Origin of the sequence: Leptospira wolffii serovar Khorat str. Khorat-H2 (assembly GCF_000306115.2) — a bacterium.
Lineage (GTDB): Bacteria > Spirochaetota > Leptospiria > Leptospirales > Leptospiraceae > Leptospira_B > Leptospira_B wolffii.
The window spans coordinates 360,725-382,329 of sequence record NZ_AKWX02000007.1; the positions used below are offsets into that span (position 1 = coordinate 360,725).

The following is a 21,605-nucleotide window of genomic DNA, read 5'->3' on the forward strand; positions in this document are numbered from 1 at the left end:
AATTCACAATCCTTTGGATTCGTCGAAGCGGATGAGAAAAAGTCCGGAACCTTCCGAGAGTTCCCAATTTCTGAGATCCGGTTCCTCTTCCCAGGTTTCCAGATCGCAAAGGATGAGATCCGCCTCCGAGAGTATATGGGGATCCTGGCCTCTTAGAATCGGTATTTTCTCTTTTTTTAATATATTTCTCTCTTTTGAGGAAAGATGCGGCACTCTTCCTCTCGGATCCCATACGGAAATTTTGGCGCCTAGATTTTTAGCCAGGGATTGCGAAAGAGATAATAGTTTTGCGTCCTTGTCGGAATACATTGCGAGGATTATCCGGTCCAATTCTCCCAATTTCTCCGAGACCAGAATTCCTGCGTTGCCGGTGGATTCGGATAATAACGTGCGGATCTTACCTCCCAAGACGTCGTCACTAAAAAGGGATCTCGCGCCGCCCGTCAGAAACATATTATAATTTCCTGACTGGATGGTTTTTAAGATGTCCCGGGTAACGTTATCCGAAGGTTTATATAAAGTTTTCAACTTCAGCCCCAGTTCCCTGGAAAGTTTGAACAAGGGCTCGAAGCTCGTCTTTTCGTATTTCTGTGCGGTCTTTCCGGAAATCCATGAGTCGGGTGTGAGGTGCAAAGCAGTCACGGATTTTTTCTTGGTTCCGTTATGAAAGAGTCCCGATGCCAAACGAAGAAGGTCTATCCCTCTGGAATGAAGTGCAAACGCCAAAAGTATACCTTCTTCCTTTTGGGAATCGTCCGATGCAAAGATCCGATCGATCAGATTGAGAGTGGGGCCGGTCATATAAGTGGTGACGAGCGCCATAAGCACCATCATGGAAAAAACTTGGGAGGAAAGGATTCCTATATCGTAGCCTATATTTAGGACGATCAATTCCATGAGGCCTCTCGTATTCATGAGGGCTCCTAAGGAAAGGGAATCCTTCCAAGACTTGCCGGAGATTTTGGCGGCGAATGCGCTTCCCGCGAATTTACCTATGATGGCGACGGAAAGAACAAAGGCGAATTCGGACCATAGATTTCCTTCGTTTAGGAGTCCGATTTGGGTTCTGATTCCGGTTAACGCGAAGAATAGAGGAAGAAAAATCGCAGTACTCAAATCCTCCACTTTCTCCGCGAGTAATGTCCTGAGTTTGGGTTTATCAGGCATCACCACTCCGGCCAGGAAGGCTCCGAATAAAGCGTGGATTCCTATGGATTCGGTAATCCATGCGGAAGCGACCGGAAAGAGTAGGAAGAATGCCACCGCGGTCTTAGTGAACGCCTCCCTGTTCGTGAAGATTCTTCCCGCCCTATGCATGGCTGGTTGGACCAATTTCCACATTATAAGAACATAAACTAATGCGAGAAGAATGGTGAGTAGTCCAGGAAGAAGTCCTCCGGCATGCACGAGCGCGATCACCACCGCTAAAAGACACCACGCGGTTAGATCGTCAGAAGCGGCGCAGGTAAGGGCGAGGCCTCCTAATTTCGTCTTGGTTAGACCTCGTTCCTGAACGATTCTCGCAAGAACCGGAAATGCGGTGATGCTCATTCCGATACCCATAAACAGGGAAAAGGCGAGAAAGCTGACTCCGGAAGGCGCTAAATTAGGATAGAGTGAAATTGCCAGAACTCCTCCTAATAGAAAAGGAGCTAGGATGCTCGCATGAGAGATCAGAATTGCGGAATCCGCTTGGTTTCTAAGAACCTTTAGATCCAATTCCATTCCCACTACGAACATGAAGAAGACTAGGCCGATCTGGCTCAATAATTGTAAAGAGGAGAGGGAGGCCTTGGGAAATAGGAATTGGTAGGTCTCCGGAAACAAAGTGCCGATTAGGGAGGGCCCGAGCAGAATGCCCGCAAGAATTTCTCCCACAACGAAGGGTTGGCGGATTGTGACCGCAAGTTTTCCGAAGATTCGAGTCGCGACGATCACAATTCCGATCTGTAGAAGCAGCAATGGAAGAGGCTCATGAAATCCGGCCAGTAATTTCTTACCCGCATTTTTCCAAGTTTCCCATCCGTCCCAAGAGGAATCGGAACCGGGAAGAATGGAATCGGAGATTCTAACACCCGGCTTTGCGTTTTCGAGAATTTGGCCTTGTTTGACTACGAGAAAAAAACAGGCGAAGAAGACTAGGATAAGAAGAAGGTAGAAGACAGCGTTTCGTTTCATTCTACTGTTCGAATTCCATAATGTAAAAGATAGACTAAGGAGAAAAGAAGAATCTTCGAAAATTAATCGGAGAAATATTTTTCCCAGAGTCCGTTTTCTCTCAGATAATTCGTTCCGAACTCCGCAGCCTCCAAAGGAGGGAGAGTCTCGGATGCGCTCTCAACCTTAGATAGAAATAGGAAGGTCTTTCTTTCCTTTTTCCAAAGAAACCAATACCAAGAAACGCTTCTTCCCGCTCCGTAACCGGTTCCCGAATCGGAATAGAATTCCTTTGCGTTTCCCCAGGGGCCGCGGATGAAATGGATCCCGCTGGGATTTCGAATTTCTCCCGGATTTCGAGATAAACCTTCCAGTACGGCGCTTCTATTCTTGGGTCGTATCTCCAGATCCTTTGAGAAGAATTTCCATAAGAAGGAGAAGAATTCCTCAGGCGTCCAAACATATCCCCCGTCCATCCAGAAGGCCCGATTCGGATCGGAGGGGAGGTCCGTAGGAAGTCCTACTTTGGAAAGCCAGGTTTTGAGCTTCAAAGCTCCCGTATCGTTCCAGATTTTCTGAAAATACCAAACTACGGAATGATCCAGAGAAGACTTAAGATTTTGGTCCTTCTGCCATCGGATATAAGGATACTTGGTTTTGTCCCAAGGATAGGATCCTTGGGGGTCTTTCCAGGTTCCTGTCTCCAACGCCGCCAAGGCCAAAACAGGCTGGAAAGCATACATTACCGGAGAAGTTTCCCTGCAAGAATTCGAGCCTGCCTTGAAGAGGATTCCCTCTTCCAGATCGGCGAGTAGGATGCAGACTTTTTTGTCGCTTCCGGATATTTCGGAGGTCCGCATACCCGGAGATTCGATTCCCGCTCCGGAAGAACAGGAGATCAGGAAGAGAATATGCAAAAAAATGAAAGTGTTCCTAAGCATACCATGCTGCGATCGTGAGATAGATCAGGAATAGGGAAATAGGAACGTAAAAATACAGATAATAGATCCCCGCCTTTCTCCAATCTATTTTGGTGTGCTCCCGTATAAATTCGGTGAGTGCGGATCTGTCCATGGAGAAAAGCCCGCTTGCGTCGTTCCATCCGAAGATATTTCTCGCGAGTCTTCCTACGATTTCTTCCTTATGATTCTGGATGGTTTCCCAAGAAGAGATCGCAGTCTTTTCGTCTGAGGAAAGCAGACCCAAGAAAATCTTCGGAACCAAAAAGAATCTACCTATGAGAAGACTGGAAGAGCGAGTGAGTAAGCCGTAGAAGAATAGTGCGGAGAGTTGAGGATTCTCCCTTTTAAGGGCGAACACGATATATAAGATAATTGCGTATGCTCCGTATCCTAGGATATAGCCGGCAAGTTCCCATCTTCGATTGGATTTTTTTTCCTTCAAAAATTCTCGGTACAAATCGGTCTCTTGGATCGTCGGATTCATTTTCCTAAGCTTCTCTCTTTTTAGGATCGGAGGATTTACTTCCCGATTCTTTAGCTAAGATTTTCTCCTCTCCTCTCCGGACAAGTCTTTCTGGCCTACTTCCCAGTTCCTCATTTTATGTCCCGCCGCGATTCGGAAATCCTCCAAGGGAAAAAGAGGCAACCAACCGAAAATAAAGAAAAAGCAAACAGGCGGGAAGGATGAGCGGCGCAGTTCGTAAAAAAGAAAGAAAGATACTCACCGGGGAATTTTGGACCTCCAAACAAAGACAGTCTCATCCGTTGCATTATGTGGTAAGTTATCGCGCTTCCTTTAAACCGGAACTTCCTTCCTTTTTCATAGGAAAATATCTGGAAAAGAGAAAGGGAGTAGTGTTCGATCCTTTCGGTGGAAGGGGTACCACAGCGGTCCAGGCCAACCTGGAAGGTTATGCCGCAATCCATAACGATATCAGTCCCATGTCTCTGTATCTGGCAAAGTCCAGACAAACGGTTCCTAGTTTGGAGAAATTGGAAAAATGCCTATCTTCTCTGGACGTCTCCCGGAAAGTCCCGGAGGAAAAGTCCGATGAGGACCTATTGCATTTCTTTCATAAGGATACTCTCAAGGAACTTAAGAACCTGAGAAGAATATTGGCGGAAGAGGATTCTCCGGAGCTTCGCTATATCGGTCTCACAGCATTGTCCAGATTGCACGGGCATAGCAACGGATTCTTTTCCGTGTATAGTTTTCCTCAGATTTCCATTCCTCCCCTAGCTCAGAAGAAGAATAACGAGAGAAAGGGAATCGTTCCGGATTACCGCGAGACCCGTCCCCGCATTTTACAGAAGATGAGAAGGGACTTGAAGGAGGTACTACCTCCATTTTACCACGAATTCTCTTCTCGAAACGTATACACCAATCATTCCTCTATGGATTTATTCGGTTTAGAGGACGACTCGGTGGACCTGGTGGTCACCAGTCCTCCCTTCCTGGACAAGGTCAATTATGAGGAAGACAATTGGCTCCGCTATTGGTTCTTGGATATCCAATTGGAGAAAGATCAGAAGCCCAGCATATTTGCGACCATCGCGGGATGGTGCGAATTCATCCAATCCACTTTGAACGAATTGTCCCGAGTCGTTCGTCCCGGAGGAGTGGTGGTCATGGAAGTCGGAGAGGTTCGCAAGGGAAAGACGGTCTTCAATCTGGACGAATACGTGATTCGATGCGCGGAGAATAGCGGTCTGGTTTGGGAAAACACCTATATCAACGACCAGAAATTCACTAAGCTCGCTAATTGTTGGAATGTTTCCAATAATGAAAAAGGCACGAATTCCAATCGTTGCGTGGTTTTCCGGAATTTGAAATAGGCCGAGAGACCGAAATCGTTCCACCGAAAGCTAAGAAGAAATTACGGAAATCTAATAGTATTCCTCCAGTAATCTTTCGAGATCTTTTTCCATTCGGGACAGATATTTAGGTTCTCTCATGGTGATATAGAGTTGGACCAAGCCTTCGTAGCATGTCAAAAATCGGATCGCAAGATCCTGGGAGTCTCCGGATTTCCAGGATCTTCCTCGGAAGGTCGCCTTAGAAAAATAGTCCGCTAATTCGTTTTTCCAACGATTCATGATCTCGTTCAGACTTTTTCCGAAATGATCCGTTTGGTCCAAGGTTTGGCTCGCGAAATTCGAAAAAGGACATCCTATAAAATTCCTTGCTCTGGAACTTCTGAGTAACATACCGCACCAAGCCTGCGTAAAATCGGAGGCATCGGGGTGCTTTCCCAACATGCTACGCATGTATCCGATATAGGATTTGTCCTGAGCCCGAAGATACTCCATTCCGAGCTCTTCCTTTCCGGAAAAGTGAGTGTAAAAACTCTTTCTGAATACTCCCGCTTCTTCCAGCAACTGGTTGATTCCCGTATTCGAATAGCCCTGGATATAAAATAAACGCAAGGCTTCCTGCACGATCCGTTCCTTGGTTTCCTCGGGAGATGTCCATTTCTTCACGGGTAATAGACTGTAAAGATTAGTTCAAATGTCAAAGTATTAACTTTTCACGGGAAATAAAGTGGACAGATCATTCTACTTTTAAAACTTAAGGTGGAACGATCGTTCTACTTGTGTCGGAGGCGAAGATGAGCGGATTTATAGAAAGGGAATATAGGGGAGGGGTTTTAGTCATTCGGATCAATCGCCCCGAGAGGAACGTATTCAACTGGGAGATGTTGGAGGACCTCTCCGCCGCGTATACGGAGTTGGAAGATTCGGAAGAGGCGAGAGTCGGGCTTTTGGTGGCATCCGGAAAGCATTTCACTCTGGGGTTGGAATTGGATTCCATCGCCGAGAAAGTGAAGGAAAGGGGAGAATGGCCTCTTCCGAAAAACGGAGTGGATCCTTTCGGCATCAATATGAGGGCGAGACCCAGGAAGAAACCGATCGTTGCCGCGGCCCAAGGGTTTTGTTTTACTTTAGGAATCGAGCTTTTGCTCGCGGCGGATATTCGTCTCGCTTCCAACAAGACCATGTTCTCTCAGTTCGAAGTGCGCAGAGGTATTATGCCCTTGGGCGGGGCCTCGATTCGAATGGTGGAAATCGCGGGTTGGGGAAACGCGATGCGCTATCTTCTCACGGGAGAAGAGTTCGGTTCCGATCAGGCGCTTCGGATGGGACTCGTCCAGGAAGTCGTTGAAAAGGATAAATTGTTCGATCGCGCCCATTCCATCGCCCGACTGATCGCGGAACAATGCGCGCCTTTGGCCATCCAGGAAACTTTGGCTTCGGCCAGACTTTCCATCCAAGACAATCGGAGGGCGGCATTCGACTCTCTTATGGAAAACGGTCTGAAATTATTCCATACGGAAGATTCTCAGGAAGGCGTAAGATCCTTCCTCGAAAAGCGTGCTGCGGTCTTTCAAGGGAAGTAGTGGTTCGAAATGAAGGATAAAAATGAGAAAGAATACCCTATCGTCTACGCCGACGCGAATGATCAGACCGGTTGGAGGGATTATCCCATTGATCGAGTCATCTCCGGAGAGCCGAAGTCCAAGGTTAAAATCCTACGATTAGAAGGAGCGCGAACGAAAGTGATGAGATTGGCTTTGGTCTCTTCGGAGCCGTCCAAGTTCTATTATAAATTCGTTTATGATGAATCCTTTCAGTTATGCTCCGGACATATCGTTCTTTCCTTCGATTCGGGCGAAGTTGTGGAAATGTTCCCGGGAGACGTTTTGTCCGTGCCTGCAGGGAGAGAATCCGTATTCGAAATCAAAAAATCCAGCATGAAGTTCGTGGTAGTGACAGGTTATCCATGAACGGAATTCGATACGATATCAATCCTCTCTGGAAATTTCTTTTGGATAGATTCGGGCTCGGGGATGCCTTTAATTTTTTTAGTCCGTTTGCGGGAGCAGGTATAAAAGTAAAAGTGAAGGACCGGCATACAATCGAAAGCTCCATGGACCTTTCTCTTACGAACACCAATTACGTGGAAGGGGCTCATTTTGGCGGCTCTTTGTATTCCATGTGCGATCCGTTCTACATGTTTCTGTTAATGGATCATCTCGGACCGGATTATATAGTATGGGACAAGAGTGCTCAAATAGAATTCCTGAGACCCGGAAGGGGAACCGTCCGGGCCGTTTTCCATATTCCTTCTGAGGAGTTAGATCGCATCAGGAAGACGGTCGCCGATACCCGCAAGATGAATTGGACGGCTTCTTGCGAAATATTGGACGAGGACGGAAAGCAAGTTGCGAGAATACAAAAGATACTATACGTGAGATCGAAAATCAGGACGAAGCACACAGATGAAGCAGCTTAATTTCATAAGAAGAGGAAAACTCAGTTGGTTCGATGTACCCGAACCCGAATTGAAGAGCGGGATCGAGGCGATCGTGAAGCCGATGTATGTAAGCAGATGCGATTTGGATTTCGGGATCATCTACGGAGCGACTCCGCTTCCAGGACCGATCGCTTTGGGACATGAGATGGTGGGGGAAGTGATGGAACTGGGGGAGGACGTGAAAAATTTCCGGGTAGGAGACATCGTCATGGTTCCTTGGCATGTCAATTGCGGTTCCTGCTCTCATTGCAATAAGGGTCTACTAGCCTTTTGCTCCTCCACGGAAGATCGTCCCGGCTACGGATTCGGATACGAATGGGGAGGCGCTCTCCAGGAGCTGGTAAGAGTTCCATACGCGGACAGTATGCTGAAAAGGATTCCGAAAGGAGTCTTGCCGGAGCAAGCCGTTTCGGCGGCGGACAATCTTGCGGACGGTTATAGATGCGTAGCTCCTTATCTGAAGGAAAATCCCTTCCGGTCCGTTCTGGTTTTGGGCGGAGTGGGAAGTTGCGGCCTCTATGCGGTCGAGACCGCCGTCGCGTTGGGAGCCAAACCTGTGTTCACCGATACGGATCTCTCGCGCTTGGAACTCGCAAAACGATTGGGGGCGGAAGCGATAGAAGCTCCTCATTCGGAAAGTCCTGGTTCCTTCGATCTGGTTGTGGATAGTACGAATACTCGAGCCGGATTGGTCACCGCTTTGGAAAGCCTGGAGCCGGGAGGTACATGTGCCTGCGTTAGCGTTCATTTTAAGAACGATATAACGGTTCCTTATTGGAAGATGTACAATACCGGAATCACTTTGAAGGTAGGAAGAGCGAATGTAGGAGCATATACGGAGGAAATTTTCGGTCTGATTTCGGAAGGGAAATTGCATCCCGAAAAAATCACCACTCATACGATCGATTGGGCGGACGCGGCAGAAGCTTACGGGCAGAGAGCTACCAAGCTTCTTGTGAAATTCTAGCCCGGAATTCTCATAGCGGTCCTACCTCTCGCTCGACGGGGGCTTCTTCTTAAAAACCGGTATTTTGTCTCCAAAAAGGCCTAAAACCCCTCCGGAAATTTTAGAAACTACCGATAGGTAAATAGATCGAGGTACAACTCCAATGATGCGTTCTCTCTGGACCGCGGCGACAGGAATGATCGCCCAGCAATTTCATATCGATACTATTTCCAACAACTTGGCCAACGTAAACACCACCGGCTTTAAAAAGAACCGTGCCGATTTCGAGGATTTGGTGTACCAACATATGGTTCTGGCGGGAACTCCCGCCACCTCGGTGAGCGAGATTCCTACGGGAGTCAATGTGGGTCATGGTGTGAGAGCCGCCGCCTCCCAGAAACTTTTCGAGATCGGTTCCTTCCAGGCCACCGGAAATAAACTGGATCTGGCTATCACGAGCGAAATGGGATTCTTCAAGATCCAAATGCCGGACGGTAGTTTCGCTTTTACAAGAGACGGTTCCTACAAAATCGACTCCAACCAACAAGTGGTTACCTCTAACGGTTATCTTTTGGAACCTCCTATCATTCTTCCGGAGGGCGCAATTCTGAATACTCTTATGATCTCCGAACAAGGAGAAGTGACCGTGAAGATCGGAGCGGATATCCGTCCTACAGTCATCGGCCAAGTGGAGTTATACAGATTTGTAAACCCCGCCGGTTTGCAAGCCATCGGTAAAAACTTATTCCAAGAGACGGTCGCTTCCGGTCCGGAAATTCCAGGAACTCCCGGCATGGAAGGATTCGGAAACGTCCTCCAAGGCTTCCTTGAAATGTCTAACGTTAAAATCGTGGAAGAGATGGTGAATATGATCGTGGCTCAAAGAGCTTACGAATCCAATTCCAAGGCCATCCAGACTTCCGATAACATGCTTTCCACAGCGATCGGGTTGAAACGTTAATTAGAATGATACTTCGCTTCCTAACCGTAGCTTCAATATGCGCCGCCTCCTTCGGAGTGCAGCTCGGCGATCTACGCGCTATGGAAGCCGCCTATCTAAGAGGTAAGCTTCTTACCCAAAAGAAGGAAGTACTACTTTCCGAAATCGCGAAACTTCCGGACGGGATAGAGGACAGAGTTATTCTTCGCAATCTGAACGAACCCGTTCTCTTAAGACCCGAAGATCTGAAGGACATTCTTCCCGAGATTTCCGTTTCGGGTAAGGAGACCTTGATTCTTCCCATGAACGGGGAACTGGATCCGGAGGATTTGCAGGAAAGTTTCTCCCAAGAAATCGCCAAGCTTCCCCAGGACAAGGAAGGGGATTTTAGAGTGAAGTATTTGGGAGGAGACAGATCCGTTCCGAATACCGGCGTGGAATTGAAATGGGCAGGACTCCCCCAAGTGTTGCACGCGGGACAGATCGTAGCTTCATTAGATTTTTATTATCAATCTAGAAAGGTCCATACCCAAAGGATCAAATTCAAGGTGGAAAGAAGGACCCAAGCCTTCTTCGCGAAGAAAGAGATCCGAAAGGGGCAGAAACTCCAATACGGAGACATGGAAGAAAGAACCGTATACATGGAAGAATCCTTCACTGACGGTATCGGTAACGAAAGCGTAGGATCCACGGCGCTTAAGGACGTGCAACCGGGAGAACTTCTGAGAAAGAAACAATTCCGTTTTCTATTCGATGTGCAAAGGGGAGGGGACGTGCAAGTCGTCTATACCAAAGGAAATCTCGTGGTAAAAGCCAAGACAAAGGCGCTAAGTTCCGGTAATATCGGAGACTCCATAGAGGTGGCCTCCCACTCCAAGGACGGAAAATTAATCGCAAGAGTTGTGGAGAAGGGGACCGTCCTCTTAGAGAATTAATATGTTACGCAAGGCCTTATTCGTATTCTTTACGACTCTTTCCTTAAGCATGCTAGGGCTTATCGCTCAGGAGCAGTCCCAATGGCAGGATAAGAATCCTTATTCTCGCATGCAGAATCTGAAAGTAGGAACTTCCGTATTCGTTCGTGTTCGAGAAGGATTCACTGCGGAGTTTGAGATAGAGTCCACGGCCGACGAGAATATCACGATCAAAGCCGTTCCGGATAAGAAGATCATTCCGGACAATCCCGCGTACAATACGGATCGCACCATCGTTAGAAAAAATAAAGGCAAGATCAAGTCTCTCGGAAAATTAAAAGGCAACCTTACGGCTACAGTTACCGCAATCGACCCCGCTACCGGACTCTTAACTTTGCAGGGACAGAGAAGCTCCACATTCAACGGAGAGCCTTCTTCCGTGGTCTTAACGGGGAGGGTGTCCCCGGAATCCCTTTCCAGAGATAATTCGGTGGATGCGGACAGAATTGCGGATTTGCAATTGCAATTCACGGGCAGAATCCAACCTAAGAATCTACAGCCTCCGATCGCGTTAAAGACGGTTAATAATCCGGACGGAACAGTGACCGTAAAGGCGGAGTTATCCGAGGAAGAAAAACAGCGTTATATTCTGGAACAATTGAACCGGCTGCTGGGAGAATCTAGATGAGAAGAATATTTTTTATTTTTCTAATATTCTCCTTTTCTGTTTCTGCAGCCGAAGTCCGTCTCAAGGATTTAGCTAAGATAGAAGGAATCCGGGACAACCAAATCACCGGATACGGAATCGTTGTCGGCTTGCCAGGGACAGGAGATACAAAGACTCCCATGACAAGCGAGAGCATGAAGAATTATCTCAAAAACCTGGGAGTGGACGCAAATCTAAAGCCGGAGCAAACCAAGAATATCGCTTCCGTATTGATTACCGCTAATATACCTTCCTATGCCAGAAAAGGGGATCGGCTGGATGTGACCGTCTCTTCCATCGGAGACGCAAAGTCTTTGGAAGGAGGAGTGCTTTTGCAATCTCCTTTGAAGACTGCGAACGATAGAATTTACGCGGTGGCAAGCGGAGTGATTTCCTTCGGAGGAAAGGCGGATAACGGAGGCGGTTTGGGAAGAGCCTCCAAGAAAACCGTGGGTGTCGTTCACGGTGGAGCCATCGTGGAATCCGAGCTTAAAGAGGATTTTTTTTCCAGTCAAAGAGTGGTGATTCGTCTGAACCATCAGGATTTTTCTCTAATGAATAATGTGGTGAATCGGATCCGAGAAACGATTCCCGAGAAATTCGGATTGAAGAACGATTCTATCCAGGCTCTCACACCCTCCGAAATCGTATTAGAAGTGGGTGCCGGATTTTCCGCTAAGTCTCCCGGTCTCTTGGATCTACTTTCCGATCTGGAAAATCTCACCGTGGAGTCCAGTTCCAAGGCGAAAGTGGTCATCAATGAAAGGTCCGGTGTAATCGTGATGGGCGGCAATATCACGATCGACGAAGTAGCTGTAGCTCGTTCCGGACTAAGCCTATCTGTTGCGGATAAGAATAGAAGGCCCACTCGTCTGACTCGGGATAATCCTCCACCAAAGGAGACCTTCGTAATAGAAGAAGCCACTCAAGTCGGAGACGTGGTTGAAGCTTTGAATAAGGTCGGAGCTACCACAAGAGATATCATCGCGATCCTGGAAGCTTTGAAGGCAGCAGGCGCATTGCATGCCGAATTGGAGATACAGTAATGATAGATAAGATCCAGGATTATCAGAATCGATTGAACCTAACCGAAAGACCGGAGGTTCAAAGACTACTGAGAGAAGAGAAGTCTTCCCAAAAAGGACAGACTTTTCCCGAAGTTCTTAGAGAAGAATTCAACGAAAACCTATCCGGTAAAGTCTCCTCTTCCGAAGTTAGAATGCCTCATAATATCAAGGAAGAAATTTCCGCGGATCCTTATCGGAAAAAACTCTATGACGCTTCGGTTGAGTTCGAATCCATCTTCGTGAAAATGATGCTAAAGGAAATGAAGTCCACGGTTCATAAGACGGGATTGATCGAAGGCGGGTATGCGGAGGAGATCTTCGAAGATATGCTCTACGACGAATATTCCAAGAACCTTTCCGCAAATTCCTCTTTGGGGCTTGCCGAGCAGATCTACCAGTCTCTTTCTTCTAATTTGAACCCCATCTCCAAATTGAACGCTAAAGCCTAATATTACAAAAGGGATGAATATTCTTTGTCCCCGGAAAGCCTGCCCATCGGCTCCTTCGCGTTAGCCATTATCATAATAAAACCGAATTGACACCGGTTAATAATTCTATATAAACTTACGTTCGTTCTGCATGGTTCAAATTAGCGAAGCCCTAAACTTGGTTTTCGATTCGATCGGTCTTGTTGTGATTTTAGGACTCTATCGAGCGGGAATTCTTCCTAAATACCTGTATCTCTTTTTAGGATTTGTTTTCGTTTGGTTGAGTAGCGTTTTTACCGTTTTGGAAGGTTTTTTTCTTCCGGATTTCTTGAATTTTCTGGAGCACTTATCCTTTCTCTTCTCGGGATTCTTCTTTTTGATAGGATTCTATATCCACTTCGGAAAGAAGTCGGCGGTATAGGGTGAGTTCGATCGTTCTTCTCAATTCGTTTGCTCTATTATTCTATCTCTCCGCTTTTTTTCTGATTCTCTACTATATTCGGACGGCTAGGATCTATTTCGGCCCGGGGGTATTGGCCGCAGCGGCCTTAAGCACGGCCTTCTTCGTGAGCGCATCCAATATTCTGGAACATTCCGGAACTAGCGACCTGCTCGACGATTACGAGGGCTTCGCAAGGGATCTATTCGTTCTGTTTATTCTGATTTTCTTATATGTAGACTCGATGCATCGGGAGCAAGCCAGACGTGAAAAAGACCAGAAGCAGATCCAAAGCGACTTGAGGGAAAAGGCCCTTCTCTTGACGGAAATTCATCACAGAGTAAATAATAATCTACAGATCGTTTCGGGACTCTTGGCGCTTCAGGGAGAAACGGAAGGAGAACGTCCTTTGTCCGAGGCTCTTAGGATCACCCGGAATCGCATCCAATCCATCGCCAAAGTTCATCAGATCATATACGATTCCAATAATCTGATCCGAATCGGTGCCAGGGCGATTTTGGATTCGGTCATACGCAATCTTCAAAATACTTACGGAGAGGAAAAGGGAGAAGTCCGAGTCGCTCAGAATATGGATCCCGATATTACATTGGATTTGGATAGAGCCATGCCTCTCGGTCTTATCTTGAACGAGCTTTTGACCAATTCCTTTTTGCACGCCTTTCCGAAAGGGGAGCCGGGCAATATTCTCGTCGAGTTGAAGCAAGATGAAAAAAATATAATATTATCCGTTTTTGATTCCGGTAAAGGGTCGGAGGAATCGATTCGGAAGGGGAGAAGAAGCGGGATAGGAATGAGCCTCGTAGAGACTTTGGTCCAACAGATACGAGGCAGTATAGGTTTCGATTATTCTAAAGGCACTTTTGTAAAGATTTCTCTTCCTAAGGAAGCTAATTCTTAAAAAGGGATCAATCGATTAAATCCCTAAAACTCACGGAATCCAGATCCTTTTGCAGGGAATTCTCGGCCTTCTCCATCTTTTCCTTTACCTTGTCCGGATAAACTTTGAAAGAAGGATCCTCTTTAAGAAGAGGCTCTGGAATCCTGCGATAGAAATCCCCTATACTTAGATCCTCACCCGAGACCACGGGAAGCCAGGTGTCTCCTTCGCTCGTTTCCACGATAAGACCCGCCGACGCGAGAGTCTTGGTCAGTCGAGGAATCTCTTCCGCTTGCAGTCCGGAATATTTAGCTAGATCCGAATTTTTCGGGGGAACTTTATTCTCTTTTTGGAATGCATATACGGCTTTCAAAATGCCGATCAGCTTCCTGAATTCGTATCCGAACGCAGTATGCCTTTCCTCGACAAGTTGGAAAGGGGCCAGGTATCTTTCCGGGAATTGCACGCAAGCAGTCATCTCCGCCCCGAATAATACGATGAGAGAAAGAGAATAGATCCCGATTAGGAAAATGGGAATGGAAGCCAAGGCCTTATAGACGAGCATCGTGGTCTCCGAGAAAGAAGTCACATAGACCTTGAATCCGTATAGGAATGCTAAGAATATGATACTGGTAAATGCGGATCCCCAGGCCGACGCCCGGATGGGGACCTTGGTATTCGGAATCAGAGTGAATAAGGCTAAAAAGAATGTCCAGATTCCAATCAAAGGAAAAAAGAAGCTAAGAATATTATAAGGAGAGAATACCGAATCTCCGCCTTGCAATGTCTTGGTTTCGTATTTGACGTCTTTGTATTCCGAAAGGCTGATCTTTTCGTATTCTCCTATATTCAGAATTCTGAATCTTCCGTTTTCGCTCCGATCGAATAATACCGAAGCGAATACTTTTCCTCTTACCGGAACGTAGAATGTATTCCAATGTTCTCCCTGATCGATGGAGACTAGGATATTTCCTAACGCGTCCAGAAGGAATACGTCCACGGATTCTTCGTTTTCGACTGCCCAAACCTTGGTAAATGTATATCGCTTATGGCTGAGATTTTTCCAGGAATTGCCGCCGTCCTCCGTTTTGAAAACGGACCCTCTTTCTCCGGCAACGATCAATTCTCCGGGACGGATTCTATGGATATCCTTTAGGCCTTGTCCGGTGATCTTAGTCGCGGACCAATTATAGCCTCCGTCCTGACTGGACCATACGTTGCCGTCTTCATCCACGAGATAGCCTAGATAAGGTTCCGGGAAATAGACTCGATTGGCTCGTATTTTTAATACGTTCGGAAAAATCGGTTTATAGCTTCTGCCTTGGGAGAAGAAATGCAGAACTTCACCGTTGGAGAAAATGAGATAGAAATTGCCATCGTTAATATATTCAAAATCTCTAAATTGCGAATTATCGAAATAAATTGCGCTCCAAACCGACCCGTCCACGGGCTTGGATAGGAATAAACCTCGAGAGGAGAGAGCGTAGACTTTGCCGTCCCGAATCTGCACGCGGACGAAATTTTCCCGGGAGATTTCCGGCTTTTCGCAGGAATCCGCGCGAACCCCGAAAGAATCCAAGCATCGGATATTCTTGAGATCTATATCCTTCTCATCCAGAAAATAGTCTTTTTTCAATCCCGGGTCCAATCGGAATAGGTTTCCGTTCTCTCCCGCGATCCATATTCTGTTTTCCGGATCTTTGTCCATGCTCAGATAATGGGAAGGGCGGAAAAGGTCCGTCACCTTTTGGGCCAGATTGTCTCCGATCACCAGAAGCAACGGACCTATGGAAAGTACGAAGAAATAAAAGACGAATTCCTGGAGCATGGATCGCTTCTCTTCCAATCTCCAAATGGAATTGAAAGAATTCTCCAAGGCGCGAAGCACCGTGGTCGCCGAGAATACGAGCAATACGAAGCCTATCGCTCCGATTTGCCTTGCGGCATCTATAATATCTCCTAATGTATCCAGATAAGGAGTGATATCCAAATTGATATTGCTTGTGAGAAAGAACGCGTTGATCTTATCGAAGATCTCTTCTTTTCTATTTTCCAGACCCGAGGTTATCGTAAGAAGGGAAAGAGCTACGATTAACATGGGAATCAGGGATACGATCGTAGTATAAGAGATCCCCGAGGCCTTGATAAAACACTCGTCTTTGATGAACCGGTAGGCGGACGCGGCCAATACCCGGATGGTAAAATTTAATTTTCTAAGAAAACCCGCGTCCGGCATATAATCGAAGACGCGACTGTATTTGGTATTCGGATGAGAATTCATTTTTTTAGCGAGTATAGCACCATCGAGGATGTGAGAGGACGTCCCTTACGACTCAGCTTGCTCTTGAAATGATAGATCGCGATGCGAAACCATTTCAGATAATCTTTCCAACCTTTGAATGTTCCTCGGGATTTTAAGAATTTAGCATACAAGGGGAAGTCCACTCCGAGGTAGGTAATTTGTTTCTCAAATCCCCGATTGGCAAGAATTTTACGTAATAATCCGCTAGAATAATAATAAACATGTCCGGGCAGATAATAATGGTAGGAACTCCCCGCTTCCACGGCTTGCCAGCCTTCGAAATTGGCCGTTTGTAATAAGAGGAGTCCTCCGGGGCGTAAAATCCTCGCTAATTTATCGAAGACTCGTTTGGGATCCTCCAAGTGCTCGATCACTTCGACGAGAGTGATCACATCGAAGAAGTTTTCCGGAAGATCCGCATCCAGAAACTGTCCCTGCCAGACTTTAAATCCTCTGGCTTCGGCTTTCCCCGCGGCAAACGGAGATATTTCCACACCATAAGGAACGAAGCCTTTCTCTCGAGCGCATTCTAAAAATCCTCCGAAGGAACATCCTATATCCAGGAAATTACCGGCGGATTTGAATTTCATAATATTCCTAAGTCTCGCGAACCACACGTACCGATCGAACTTCTCCGTGTCTCTTTCGTCTCGGTAGGAAAAATCCTGTTTTCCGGTGTAGTATTCTTCCGTGTAGAGGGACTCGGGTTCGGGTCTGGGAAATTGGGCCTGCAGTCCGCAGGTTTTGCAAATCCGTATGGGAAGTTGGAATCCTCCGAAGGAGGAGGTATATAAGGGTTCCCAGGCGCAGTCCCCGTCGAGGGGACATTCCGAGTAGATTATTTCCCGGCGAGAAAGATCCAATGGCAAATTCTCTCTTCCAGTTTTCCTAATGGAGTTCTTTCCGTATAGCCGATCTCGAAGGAAGTGAAATCGGATAATAGATTTCTAATATCTTTTTCGGAGTAGAACCAGGTTGCTCCGCCCTTTAGATCGGCGGTTCCGATCTTTCCGGACTCCGCTTTTAAATGTGTGTCTCCCTCCGCACGAATGGAGGCAGCAAGGAATCCTCCTTTTTTGAGAATGCGAAACTTATCCTTCAGAATGGATTTTGCAAGTTCGGGAGGATTATAATGCAGAACGCCCCAGCTTACGATAAGATCGAATTCTTGGTCGGCAAACGGATAAGGAGGAGATTGTAATAGATACGTTTTGGCCCAAGGATAGGACTCTTTGATCGCGGCAACGGAATTCTCGCTATAATCTCCCGCGCTCACTTCATAGCCGAAGTCTTTGAGAAGAATACAATGCCTTCCGGAACCGGACCCGAAGTCTAATGCCTTGGGATTCTCCGAACGTTTCTCTATTTTGGAAAGCATGCGAACCAGATTTTCGTCCGGGTATTGCAGCTTGGACTTGGTCCGGGTATAATGAGTTTCCCAGGCCTCTTTGGAAGGATGGCTATCTGACATCGTACTCCGCCCGAAAACGGCTCTGTAGGCTTGCATTCCATTCTTCTTCGGAGGAGGAAGATTTGGATTTGAGAGCGATCACTCTGGATCGGACCTCGTTTCCTTGCGACGTATCCAACTTGGAACCCAAAGATTTCAGATTTTCGCTCCATAAAACGGTTTCCCCCGAGAGGGGACGAAATTCTTCCCAATCTTTCAGAATGGAAACTCCTCTTGGGGGGACGTCGAAACGGACTTGCGATTTTAGTTTTTTAGAAATCTTTAAACTAGACGGCGGAAGATCGATGGACTCTCCGATCAATAGTCGGACGAGATTGTGGAAATAATCGTAACCGCTATAATTCGGTACGAGTATGTCCGCCAAATATTCTCCTCCTACTTCAGGAGCCGCTTCGATCAATACGATCTCTCCGTTCGTATCCAATCTAAATTCCGCTACGAAGGGACAATTTTGCAGACCACTTGCTTTTACGATGGCCCGACAGATCATCTTGATCTCTCCTTCTAATTCTTGGAGAGGGAAGGGGAGGCGATGGGCGGCTTCCAAGAAAGGAGGAAAGGGGCTGGTCTCCTTTAAAGATAAATGCACCAGATGAAAGTCGTCTGAGTCCACGAGTCCCAATACCGTACATTCCAAACCCGGAATATACTCTTCCAACACCCAGGTTTCGGCGGGGGGAATTTTGTTCGGAGTCTTCGTTTTGGACGCGGAAGTCTTTTTTGCGGAATGACCCGGGATTTGTTTTAGGTCGGAATCGGATTCTATGAGTCGTATTCCGGATTTTCCACTGCCTTGGCTGGGCTTGGCGATCCAAGGATAAGGAATCGACTTGTCTTTGGCCTTCCATTCCGTAGGAGGAATTTCCCTTGGTACTCGGATACCTTTCGGTTCCAAGGTCTCTTTTAGAATTTTCTTATCCGAGAATTTCAGGACCGATTCGGTGCTCGCGTATTTGAGCTTTAACTTTTCGGCCAGATAGGCGGTGCTATAAGTCGCCTTGCCGAAGGATCTAGTACCGATCCCTACGATCGGATTGGGTAGCGGATTTTCCGCAACGGCTCGTAGAATGCGTCTGTATTCGTAGATGGACTCTATGATACGAAGAGTTGCCAGGGAGAAGCCTGGGGCCTTGTCGTCTCTATCCACAGCGGCGACTTCCAATCCTAAAGACTTGGCAGCCAGGATCAGAGGCAATTGGTTCTTGCCGGCTCCCAAGGAGAGAAAATACCCTCTTTTCTTTTTCATCTACCGGATAGATAGCCTCTCCAAGGAGGGGATGTCAAAGGTTTTTTGGATATGAGACAAAATACCTGGATTCGAAGGAATAAGATAAAAAAGGGGGAGAACGTTGGAGTTCCTACAGGAACTGCCGCTCTCCCCGGAAGTAAAGGTAATGGTGAAATCCGAATATTAGTTCTTTGTAACCTCGCTCACGGATATTCCCAGCTTCTCTGCGATCTTGGTCCCGTATTCGGGAGCGCATTTATAGAAGTGTCCGATATTCGCGATAGCCAAAGCTTTCGGAATCGTTTTCATGGTGGAGGCTATGGTGGAAGTCAATCTTTCCCTTTCCTCAGGACTCATGAGTCTATACAGATCTCCCGCTTGCGTAAAGTCGTCGTTATCCGTATGGGAATCGTAACGGTTCGCATCTCCGGAAATTCTAAGAGGAGGTTCCGCATAAGATTCTTCCTGATTAGGGCCTTCGAAACCGTTGGGTTCGTAATTATCGTAAGCACCGTCGTTTTGGAATTTCGCGCTTCCATCCCTATGGTAGACGTATACTTGGTTTTTGGGACGATTCACGGGAAGATGTTGGTATTGGACTCCCAAGCGATATCTTTGAGCGTCCGGATAAGCGAATAACCTACCTTGCAACATCTTGTCTGGAGAAGCGCCGATACCCGGAGGCATATTGGAAGGAGAGAAGGCTGCCTGCTCCACTTCTTCGAAATAGTTCCTAGGATTCTCGTTCAATTCTAGGATCCCCGCTTCTACAAGAGGATAGTCCTTATGAGACCATACTTTAGTCAGATCGAACGGATTGAACTTCGTCTTCTCCGCATCCTTTTCCGGCATGATCTGCACGCAAAATCTCCATTTGGGAAATTCTTTTCTTTCTATGGCTTCGAAAAGATCCCGAGTCGCGTAATCCGGATCGGTTCCGGCTAACTCGGCCGCTTTCTGCGCGGTCAAATTCTTGATTCCTTGCATGGACTTGAAATGGAATTTCACCCAGAAGCGCTCTCCTTTTATATTCCAAAGTCCGAATGTATGACTCCCGTATCCGTTCATGAATCTGTAACCGTCGGGGATGCCGCGATCTCCGAATAATATCGTCATTTGATGGAGAGCTTCCGGGGCCTCGGCCCAATAGTCCCACATACGGAAAGGATTCTTATAGCCTGTGACAGGGTCCCTTTTTTGAGAATGGATGAAGTCCGGAAACTTGAGGGGGTCTCTCTCGAAAAAAACCGGAGTGTTGTTGCCCACCAAGTCCCAGATTCCTTCTTCCGTATAGAATTTAATCGCAAATCCTCTCGGATCCCTTTCGGTGTCTGCGGATCCTTTCTCTCCAGCCACCGTAGAGAATCGTAGGAATAAAGGAGTCTTTTTTCCTGCTTTAGAAAAAACGGATGCTCTAGAGTATTCGCTCAAGTCTTTCGTAATGGTAAGAGTTCCGTAGGCTCCCGCTCCCTTGGCGTGAACCACTCTTTCCGGAATTCTTTCCCGGTTGAAATGAGCGAGCTTCTCGATCAGATGAGAGTCCTGAATTAGAATAGGGCCTCTCGGGCCGGCCGTGACCGAATGTTGGTTTTGCGGGACCGGATGACCTCCGGTCGTGGTTAAGATTGTTTTCTTCATCGCCTTCCTCCTTTGAATATGCTCTGAGTGAAATATTGCATCCAGGACCTCAAGATGGAAATCAGGGTCGATTTGCGCCTCGGTTCTTTCGAGGAAAGAAGACTTGCCGCTTCCTCCCGTCCGAACATTTCCGCGAATTGCAGGGCGCGCTGGCCTTTCGGATTTCTGTAGTTCGGGTCGGCCCCGTATTCCAAAAGGAGTTTTATAATATTAGAATATCCTTTAAATGCTACGCCCATCAGAATCGAATTGCCCGCCTCGTCTATCGAGTTGGGATCGGCACCCCGGGAGAGGAGGAATTTTGCCGTGTCCTCGTTTCCGTTGTAGGCGGAAAGCATGAGTAAGCTGTGACCCTTCTCGTTTTTTTGATCTATGTTCAAAAGAGAGTCTAACTTCTCTTTTAGGCCTTCCATATCTCCTTGCCTGGCTAGGTCGAAGCAGCTTTTTTCTCCCGTCATGGTTCTACTGTATTTTTCCCAGGAAGAGCTGGGCTGGGAAGAATCGGGTTGAGAACTCTGCTTTTCCATAAATCTGCTCCAATTTCGGTTATAAATCCGGATATTAATATTTTAAATTTAGTTTTAATTTAGACTTAATCTAAAATTGAAAGAATTTAGCTCAAGTCTTTTTTTAGAATTAGTCTAAATTGTGGACAAAAAAAGGAGGAAACTTAGGTTCAGACTATGAAGGACTCGTACGAGAGAACCAAGAGGATCCTGGAAGAGGCCGGCATCAATGTGACCGTACAAAGGTTACAGATGGCTAATCTGTTATTGTCTCGGCCGCAGCATTTGACTGCGGATCAGGTCTTTCAATTGGTGAACGAGCATCTACCTAACGCATCTCGAGCCACGGTTTTCAATAATCTAAAACTGTTTTCCGAAAAAGGAATCGTGCATCTCTTGGAATTGAAGTCGGGGATCACTCTTTACGATTCCAATATGGGTAACCACCACCACGCCATAGACGAGACGACGGGGGAAATCTTCGATATAGACCTGGACGAGAAATTGGAGCAAAAGATCCTTATGGAACTCCGGAAGGATTTCGAGGAAAAAACGGGCTCTAAACTTGAGAATTGCAATCTACTCATAACCCTGAAAGGAAAGAAAAAGTAATACATCTCTTTCGAAGACGGAGTCTCCGCCAGGGATGAGGCGGATACGCCGAATCCGAAGCAAGCCCGGCCCGCCC

Annotated in this window: 23 protein-coding genes; 13 read left to right on the forward strand and 10 right to left on the reverse strand. The window is 46.9% G+C overall.

All coding sequences use genetic code 11. From position 1 onward, the window contains the following. Positions 1-3 precede the first annotated feature (3 nt). The 3 genes from LEP1GSC061_RS05950 to LEP1GSC061_RS05960 form a co-directional block, all read right to left on the reverse strand. Positions 4-2,178, reverse strand: a complete 2,175-nt coding sequence (locus tag LEP1GSC061_RS05950; RefSeq protein ID WP_016544550.1) for a cation:proton antiporter domain-containing protein — start codon at positions 2,176-2,178, stop codon at positions 4-6. Positions 2,179-2,240: 62 nt separating this feature from the next. Further along, complete coding sequence (locus LEP1GSC061_RS05955) at positions 2,241-3,074, reverse strand: penicillin-binding transpeptidase domain-containing protein (RefSeq protein WP_232218371.1); 834 nt, start codon at positions 3,072-3,074, stop codon at positions 2,241-2,243. Positions 3,075-3,090: 16 nt separating this feature from the next. After that, positions 3,091-3,603, reverse strand: a complete 513-nt coding sequence (locus LEP1GSC061_RS05960; RefSeq protein WP_016544685.1) for a hypothetical protein — start codon at positions 3,601-3,603, stop codon at positions 3,091-3,093. Positions 3,604-3,803: 200 nt separating this feature from the next. On the opposite strand from LEP1GSC061_RS05960, the gene LEP1GSC061_RS05965 reads away from it, so the two are divergent. Next, a complete protein-coding gene (locus LEP1GSC061_RS05965; RefSeq protein ID WP_016544830.1) occupies positions 3,804-4,955 on the forward strand; it encodes a DNA methyltransferase in 1,152 nt (383 codons plus the stop codon). A 51-nt stretch (positions 4,956-5,006) separates the two neighbouring features. Here LEP1GSC061_RS05965 and LEP1GSC061_RS05970 read toward each other — a convergent pair whose 3' ends face one another. Then, the gene (locus LEP1GSC061_RS05970; RefSeq protein WP_016544921.1) at positions 5,007-5,600 is read right to left on the reverse strand and encodes a TetR/AcrR family transcriptional regulator; all 594 of its coding nucleotides are present in this window, start codon (positions 5,598-5,600) and stop codon (positions 5,007-5,009) included. A gap of 128 nt (positions 5,601-5,728) precedes the next feature. On the opposite strand from LEP1GSC061_RS05970, the gene LEP1GSC061_RS05975 reads away from it, so the two are divergent. The 11 genes from LEP1GSC061_RS05975 to LEP1GSC061_RS06025 all read left to right on the forward strand — a co-directional run bounded on the left by LEP1GSC061_RS05975 (position 5,729) and on the right by LEP1GSC061_RS06025 (position 13,793). Then, complete coding sequence (locus LEP1GSC061_RS05975; protein WP_016544935.1) at positions 5,729-6,517, forward strand: crotonase/enoyl-CoA hydratase family protein; 789 nt, start codon at positions 5,729-5,731, stop codon at positions 6,515-6,517. A gap of 9 nt (positions 6,518-6,526) precedes the next feature. After that, the gene (locus tag LEP1GSC061_RS05980; protein ID WP_016544409.1) at positions 6,527-6,904 is read left to right on the forward strand and encodes a cupin domain-containing protein; all 378 of its coding nucleotides are present in this window, start codon (positions 6,527-6,529) and stop codon (positions 6,902-6,904) included. Further along, a complete protein-coding gene (locus tag LEP1GSC061_RS05985) occupies positions 6,901-7,413 on the forward strand; it encodes a DUF4442 domain-containing protein (protein WP_016544614.1) in 513 nt (170 codons plus the stop codon). Before LEP1GSC061_RS05980 ends, LEP1GSC061_RS05985 begins: the two co-directional genes overlap by 4 nt. After that, on the forward strand, positions 7,400-8,401 hold the full coding sequence (locus tag LEP1GSC061_RS05990) for an alcohol dehydrogenase catalytic domain-containing protein (protein ID WP_016544241.1): 1,002 nt from the start codon (positions 7,400-7,402) through the stop codon (positions 8,399-8,401). Before LEP1GSC061_RS05985 ends, LEP1GSC061_RS05990 begins: the two co-directional genes overlap by 14 nt. Before the next feature lie 142 nt (positions 8,402-8,543). Further along, the gene (flgG, locus tag LEP1GSC061_RS05995) at positions 8,544-9,341 is read left to right on the forward strand and encodes a flagellar basal-body rod protein FlgG (RefSeq protein WP_016544677.1); all 798 of its coding nucleotides are present in this window, start codon (positions 8,544-8,546) and stop codon (positions 9,339-9,341) included. A 5-nt stretch (positions 9,342-9,346) separates the two neighbouring features. Further along, positions 9,347-10,255, forward strand: coding sequence for a flagellar basal body P-ring formation chaperone FlgA (gene flgA, locus LEP1GSC061_RS06000; protein ID WP_016544499.1), 909 nt, complete (start codon positions 9,347-9,349; stop codon positions 10,253-10,255). Position 10,256: 1 nt separating this feature from the next. Then, entirely contained in the window at positions 10,257-10,922 is a 666-nt protein-coding gene (locus LEP1GSC061_RS06005) for a flagellar basal body L-ring protein FlgH (protein ID WP_016545085.1), read from the forward strand. Next, on the forward strand, positions 10,919-11,986 hold the full coding sequence (locus tag LEP1GSC061_RS06010; protein WP_016545087.1) for a flagellar basal body P-ring protein FlgI: 1,068 nt from the start codon (positions 10,919-10,921) through the stop codon (positions 11,984-11,986). The genes LEP1GSC061_RS06005 and LEP1GSC061_RS06010 overlap by 4 nt, the downstream gene beginning before the upstream one ends. Further along, a complete protein-coding gene (locus LEP1GSC061_RS06015; protein ID WP_016544978.1) occupies positions 11,986-12,456 on the forward strand; it encodes a rod-binding protein in 471 nt (156 codons plus the stop codon). Before LEP1GSC061_RS06010 ends, LEP1GSC061_RS06015 begins: the two co-directional genes overlap by 1 nt. A gap of 130 nt (positions 12,457-12,586) precedes the next feature. After that, a complete protein-coding gene (locus LEP1GSC061_RS06020; RefSeq protein WP_040508097.1) occupies positions 12,587-12,856 on the forward strand; it encodes a hypothetical protein in 270 nt (89 codons plus the stop codon). Position 12,857: 1 nt separating this feature from the next. Further along, positions 12,858-13,793 (forward strand): sensor histidine kinase, encoded by a 936-nt coding sequence (locus tag LEP1GSC061_RS06025; RefSeq protein WP_016544597.1) that lies wholly within the window; start codon positions 12,858-12,860, stop codon positions 13,791-13,793. Between the two features lie 7 nt (positions 13,794-13,800). Here the strand turns inward: LEP1GSC061_RS06025 and LEP1GSC061_RS06030 are convergent, their stop codons facing one another. From LEP1GSC061_RS06030 to LEP1GSC061_RS06055, 6 genes are all read right to left on the reverse strand, one after another. Continuing rightward, positions 13,801-16,053, reverse strand: coding sequence for a YhjD/YihY/BrkB family envelope integrity protein (locus tag LEP1GSC061_RS06030; protein ID WP_016545032.1), 2,253 nt, complete (start codon positions 16,051-16,053; stop codon positions 13,801-13,803). Then, positions 16,050-16,937: a class I SAM-dependent methyltransferase gene (locus tag LEP1GSC061_RS06035; protein WP_016544412.1), complete on the reverse strand. Its 888-nt coding sequence runs from the start codon at positions 16,935-16,937 to the stop codon at positions 16,050-16,052. Before LEP1GSC061_RS06035 ends, LEP1GSC061_RS06030 begins: the two co-directional genes overlap by 4 nt. Continuing rightward, entirely contained in the window at positions 16,913-17,545 is a 633-nt protein-coding gene (locus LEP1GSC061_RS06040) for a class I SAM-dependent methyltransferase (protein ID WP_016544547.1), read from the reverse strand. Before LEP1GSC061_RS06040 ends, LEP1GSC061_RS06035 begins: the two co-directional genes overlap by 25 nt. Further along, positions 17,535-18,791: an ATP-grasp domain-containing protein gene (locus LEP1GSC061_RS06045; RefSeq protein WP_016544668.1), complete on the reverse strand. Its 1,257-nt coding sequence runs from the start codon at positions 18,789-18,791 to the stop codon at positions 17,535-17,537. Before LEP1GSC061_RS06045 ends, LEP1GSC061_RS06040 begins: the two co-directional genes overlap by 11 nt. Before the next feature lie 165 nt (positions 18,792-18,956). Beyond that, on the reverse strand, positions 18,957-20,411 hold the full coding sequence (locus LEP1GSC061_RS06050) for a catalase (protein WP_016544749.1): 1,455 nt from the start codon (positions 20,409-20,411) through the stop codon (positions 18,957-18,959). After that, entirely contained in the window at positions 20,408-20,938 is a 531-nt protein-coding gene (locus LEP1GSC061_RS06055; RefSeq protein WP_016544586.1) for an ankyrin repeat domain-containing protein, read from the reverse strand. Before LEP1GSC061_RS06055 ends, LEP1GSC061_RS06050 begins: the two co-directional genes overlap by 4 nt. A 156-nt stretch (positions 20,939-21,094) precedes the next feature. Between LEP1GSC061_RS06055 and perRA the strand changes: the two genes are divergently transcribed. Continuing rightward, a complete protein-coding gene (gene perRA / locus LEP1GSC061_RS06060) occupies positions 21,095-21,529 on the forward strand; it encodes a peroxide-responsive transcriptional repressor PerRA (protein ID WP_016544480.1) in 435 nt (144 codons plus the stop codon). Positions 21,530-21,605: the final 76 nt, after the last annotated feature.

Excerpts from the sequence above, each read along its gene's own strand:
- LEP1GSC061_RS05950 (WP_016544550.1), bottom strand. The coding sequence starts at position 2,178 with ATGAAACGAAACGCTGTCTTCTACCTTCTTCTTATCCTAGTCTTCTTC.
- LEP1GSC061_RS05960 (WP_016544685.1), bottom strand. The coding sequence starts at position 3,603 with ATGAATCCGACGATCCAAGAGACCGATTTGTACCGAGAATTTTTGAAG.
- LEP1GSC061_RS05965 (WP_016544830.1), top strand. The coding sequence starts at position 3,804 with ATGAGCGGCGCAGTTCGTAAAAAAGAAAGAAAGATACTCACCGGGGAA.
- LEP1GSC061_RS05975 (WP_016544935.1), top strand. The coding sequence starts at position 5,729 with ATGAGCGGATTTATAGAAAGGGAATATAGGGGAGGGGTTTTAGTCATT.
- LEP1GSC061_RS05980 (WP_016544409.1), top strand. The coding sequence starts at position 6,527 with ATGAAGGATAAAAATGAGAAAGAATACCCTATCGTCTACGCCGACGCG.
- LEP1GSC061_RS05985 (WP_016544614.1), top strand. The coding sequence starts at position 6,901 with ATGAACGGAATTCGATACGATATCAATCCTCTCTGGAAATTTCTTTTG.
- LEP1GSC061_RS05990 (WP_016544241.1), top strand. The coding sequence starts at position 7,400 with ATGAAGCAGCTTAATTTCATAAGAAGAGGAAAACTCAGTTGGTTCGAT.
- flgG (WP_016544677.1), top strand. The coding sequence starts at position 8,544 with ATGATGCGTTCTCTCTGGACCGCGGCGACAGGAATGATCGCCCAGCAA.
- flgA (WP_016544499.1), top strand. The coding sequence starts at position 9,347 with ATGATACTTCGCTTCCTAACCGTAGCTTCAATATGCGCCGCCTCCTTC.
- LEP1GSC061_RS06005 (WP_016545085.1), top strand. The coding sequence starts at position 10,257 with ATGTTACGCAAGGCCTTATTCGTATTCTTTACGACTCTTTCCTTAAGC.
- LEP1GSC061_RS06010 (WP_016545087.1), top strand. The coding sequence starts at position 10,919 with ATGAGAAGAATATTTTTTATTTTTCTAATATTCTCCTTTTCTGTTTCT.
- LEP1GSC061_RS06015 (WP_016544978.1), top strand. The coding sequence starts at position 11,986 with ATGATAGATAAGATCCAGGATTATCAGAATCGATTGAACCTAACCGAA.
- LEP1GSC061_RS06020 (WP_040508097.1), top strand. The coding sequence starts at position 12,587 with ATGGTTCAAATTAGCGAAGCCCTAAACTTGGTTTTCGATTCGATCGGT.
- LEP1GSC061_RS06030 (WP_016545032.1), bottom strand. The coding sequence starts at position 16,053 with ATGAATTCTCATCCGAATACCAAATACAGTCGCGTCTTCGATTATATG.
- LEP1GSC061_RS06040 (WP_016544547.1), bottom strand. The coding sequence starts at position 17,545 with ATGTCAGATAGCCATCCTTCCAAAGAGGCCTGGGAAACTCATTATACC.
- LEP1GSC061_RS06045 (WP_016544668.1), bottom strand. The coding sequence starts at position 18,791 with ATGAAAAAGAAAAGAGGGTATTTTCTCTCCTTGGGAGCCGGCAAGAAC.
- LEP1GSC061_RS06050 (WP_016544749.1), bottom strand. The coding sequence starts at position 20,411 with ATGAAGAAAACAATCTTAACCACGACCGGAGGTCATCCGGTCCCGCAA.
- LEP1GSC061_RS06055 (WP_016544586.1), bottom strand. The coding sequence starts at position 20,938 with ATGGAAAAGCAGAGTTCTCAACCCGATTCTTCCCAGCCCAGCTCTTCC.
- perRA (WP_016544480.1), top strand. The coding sequence starts at position 21,095 with ATGAAGGACTCGTACGAGAGAACCAAGAGGATCCTGGAAGAGGCCGGC.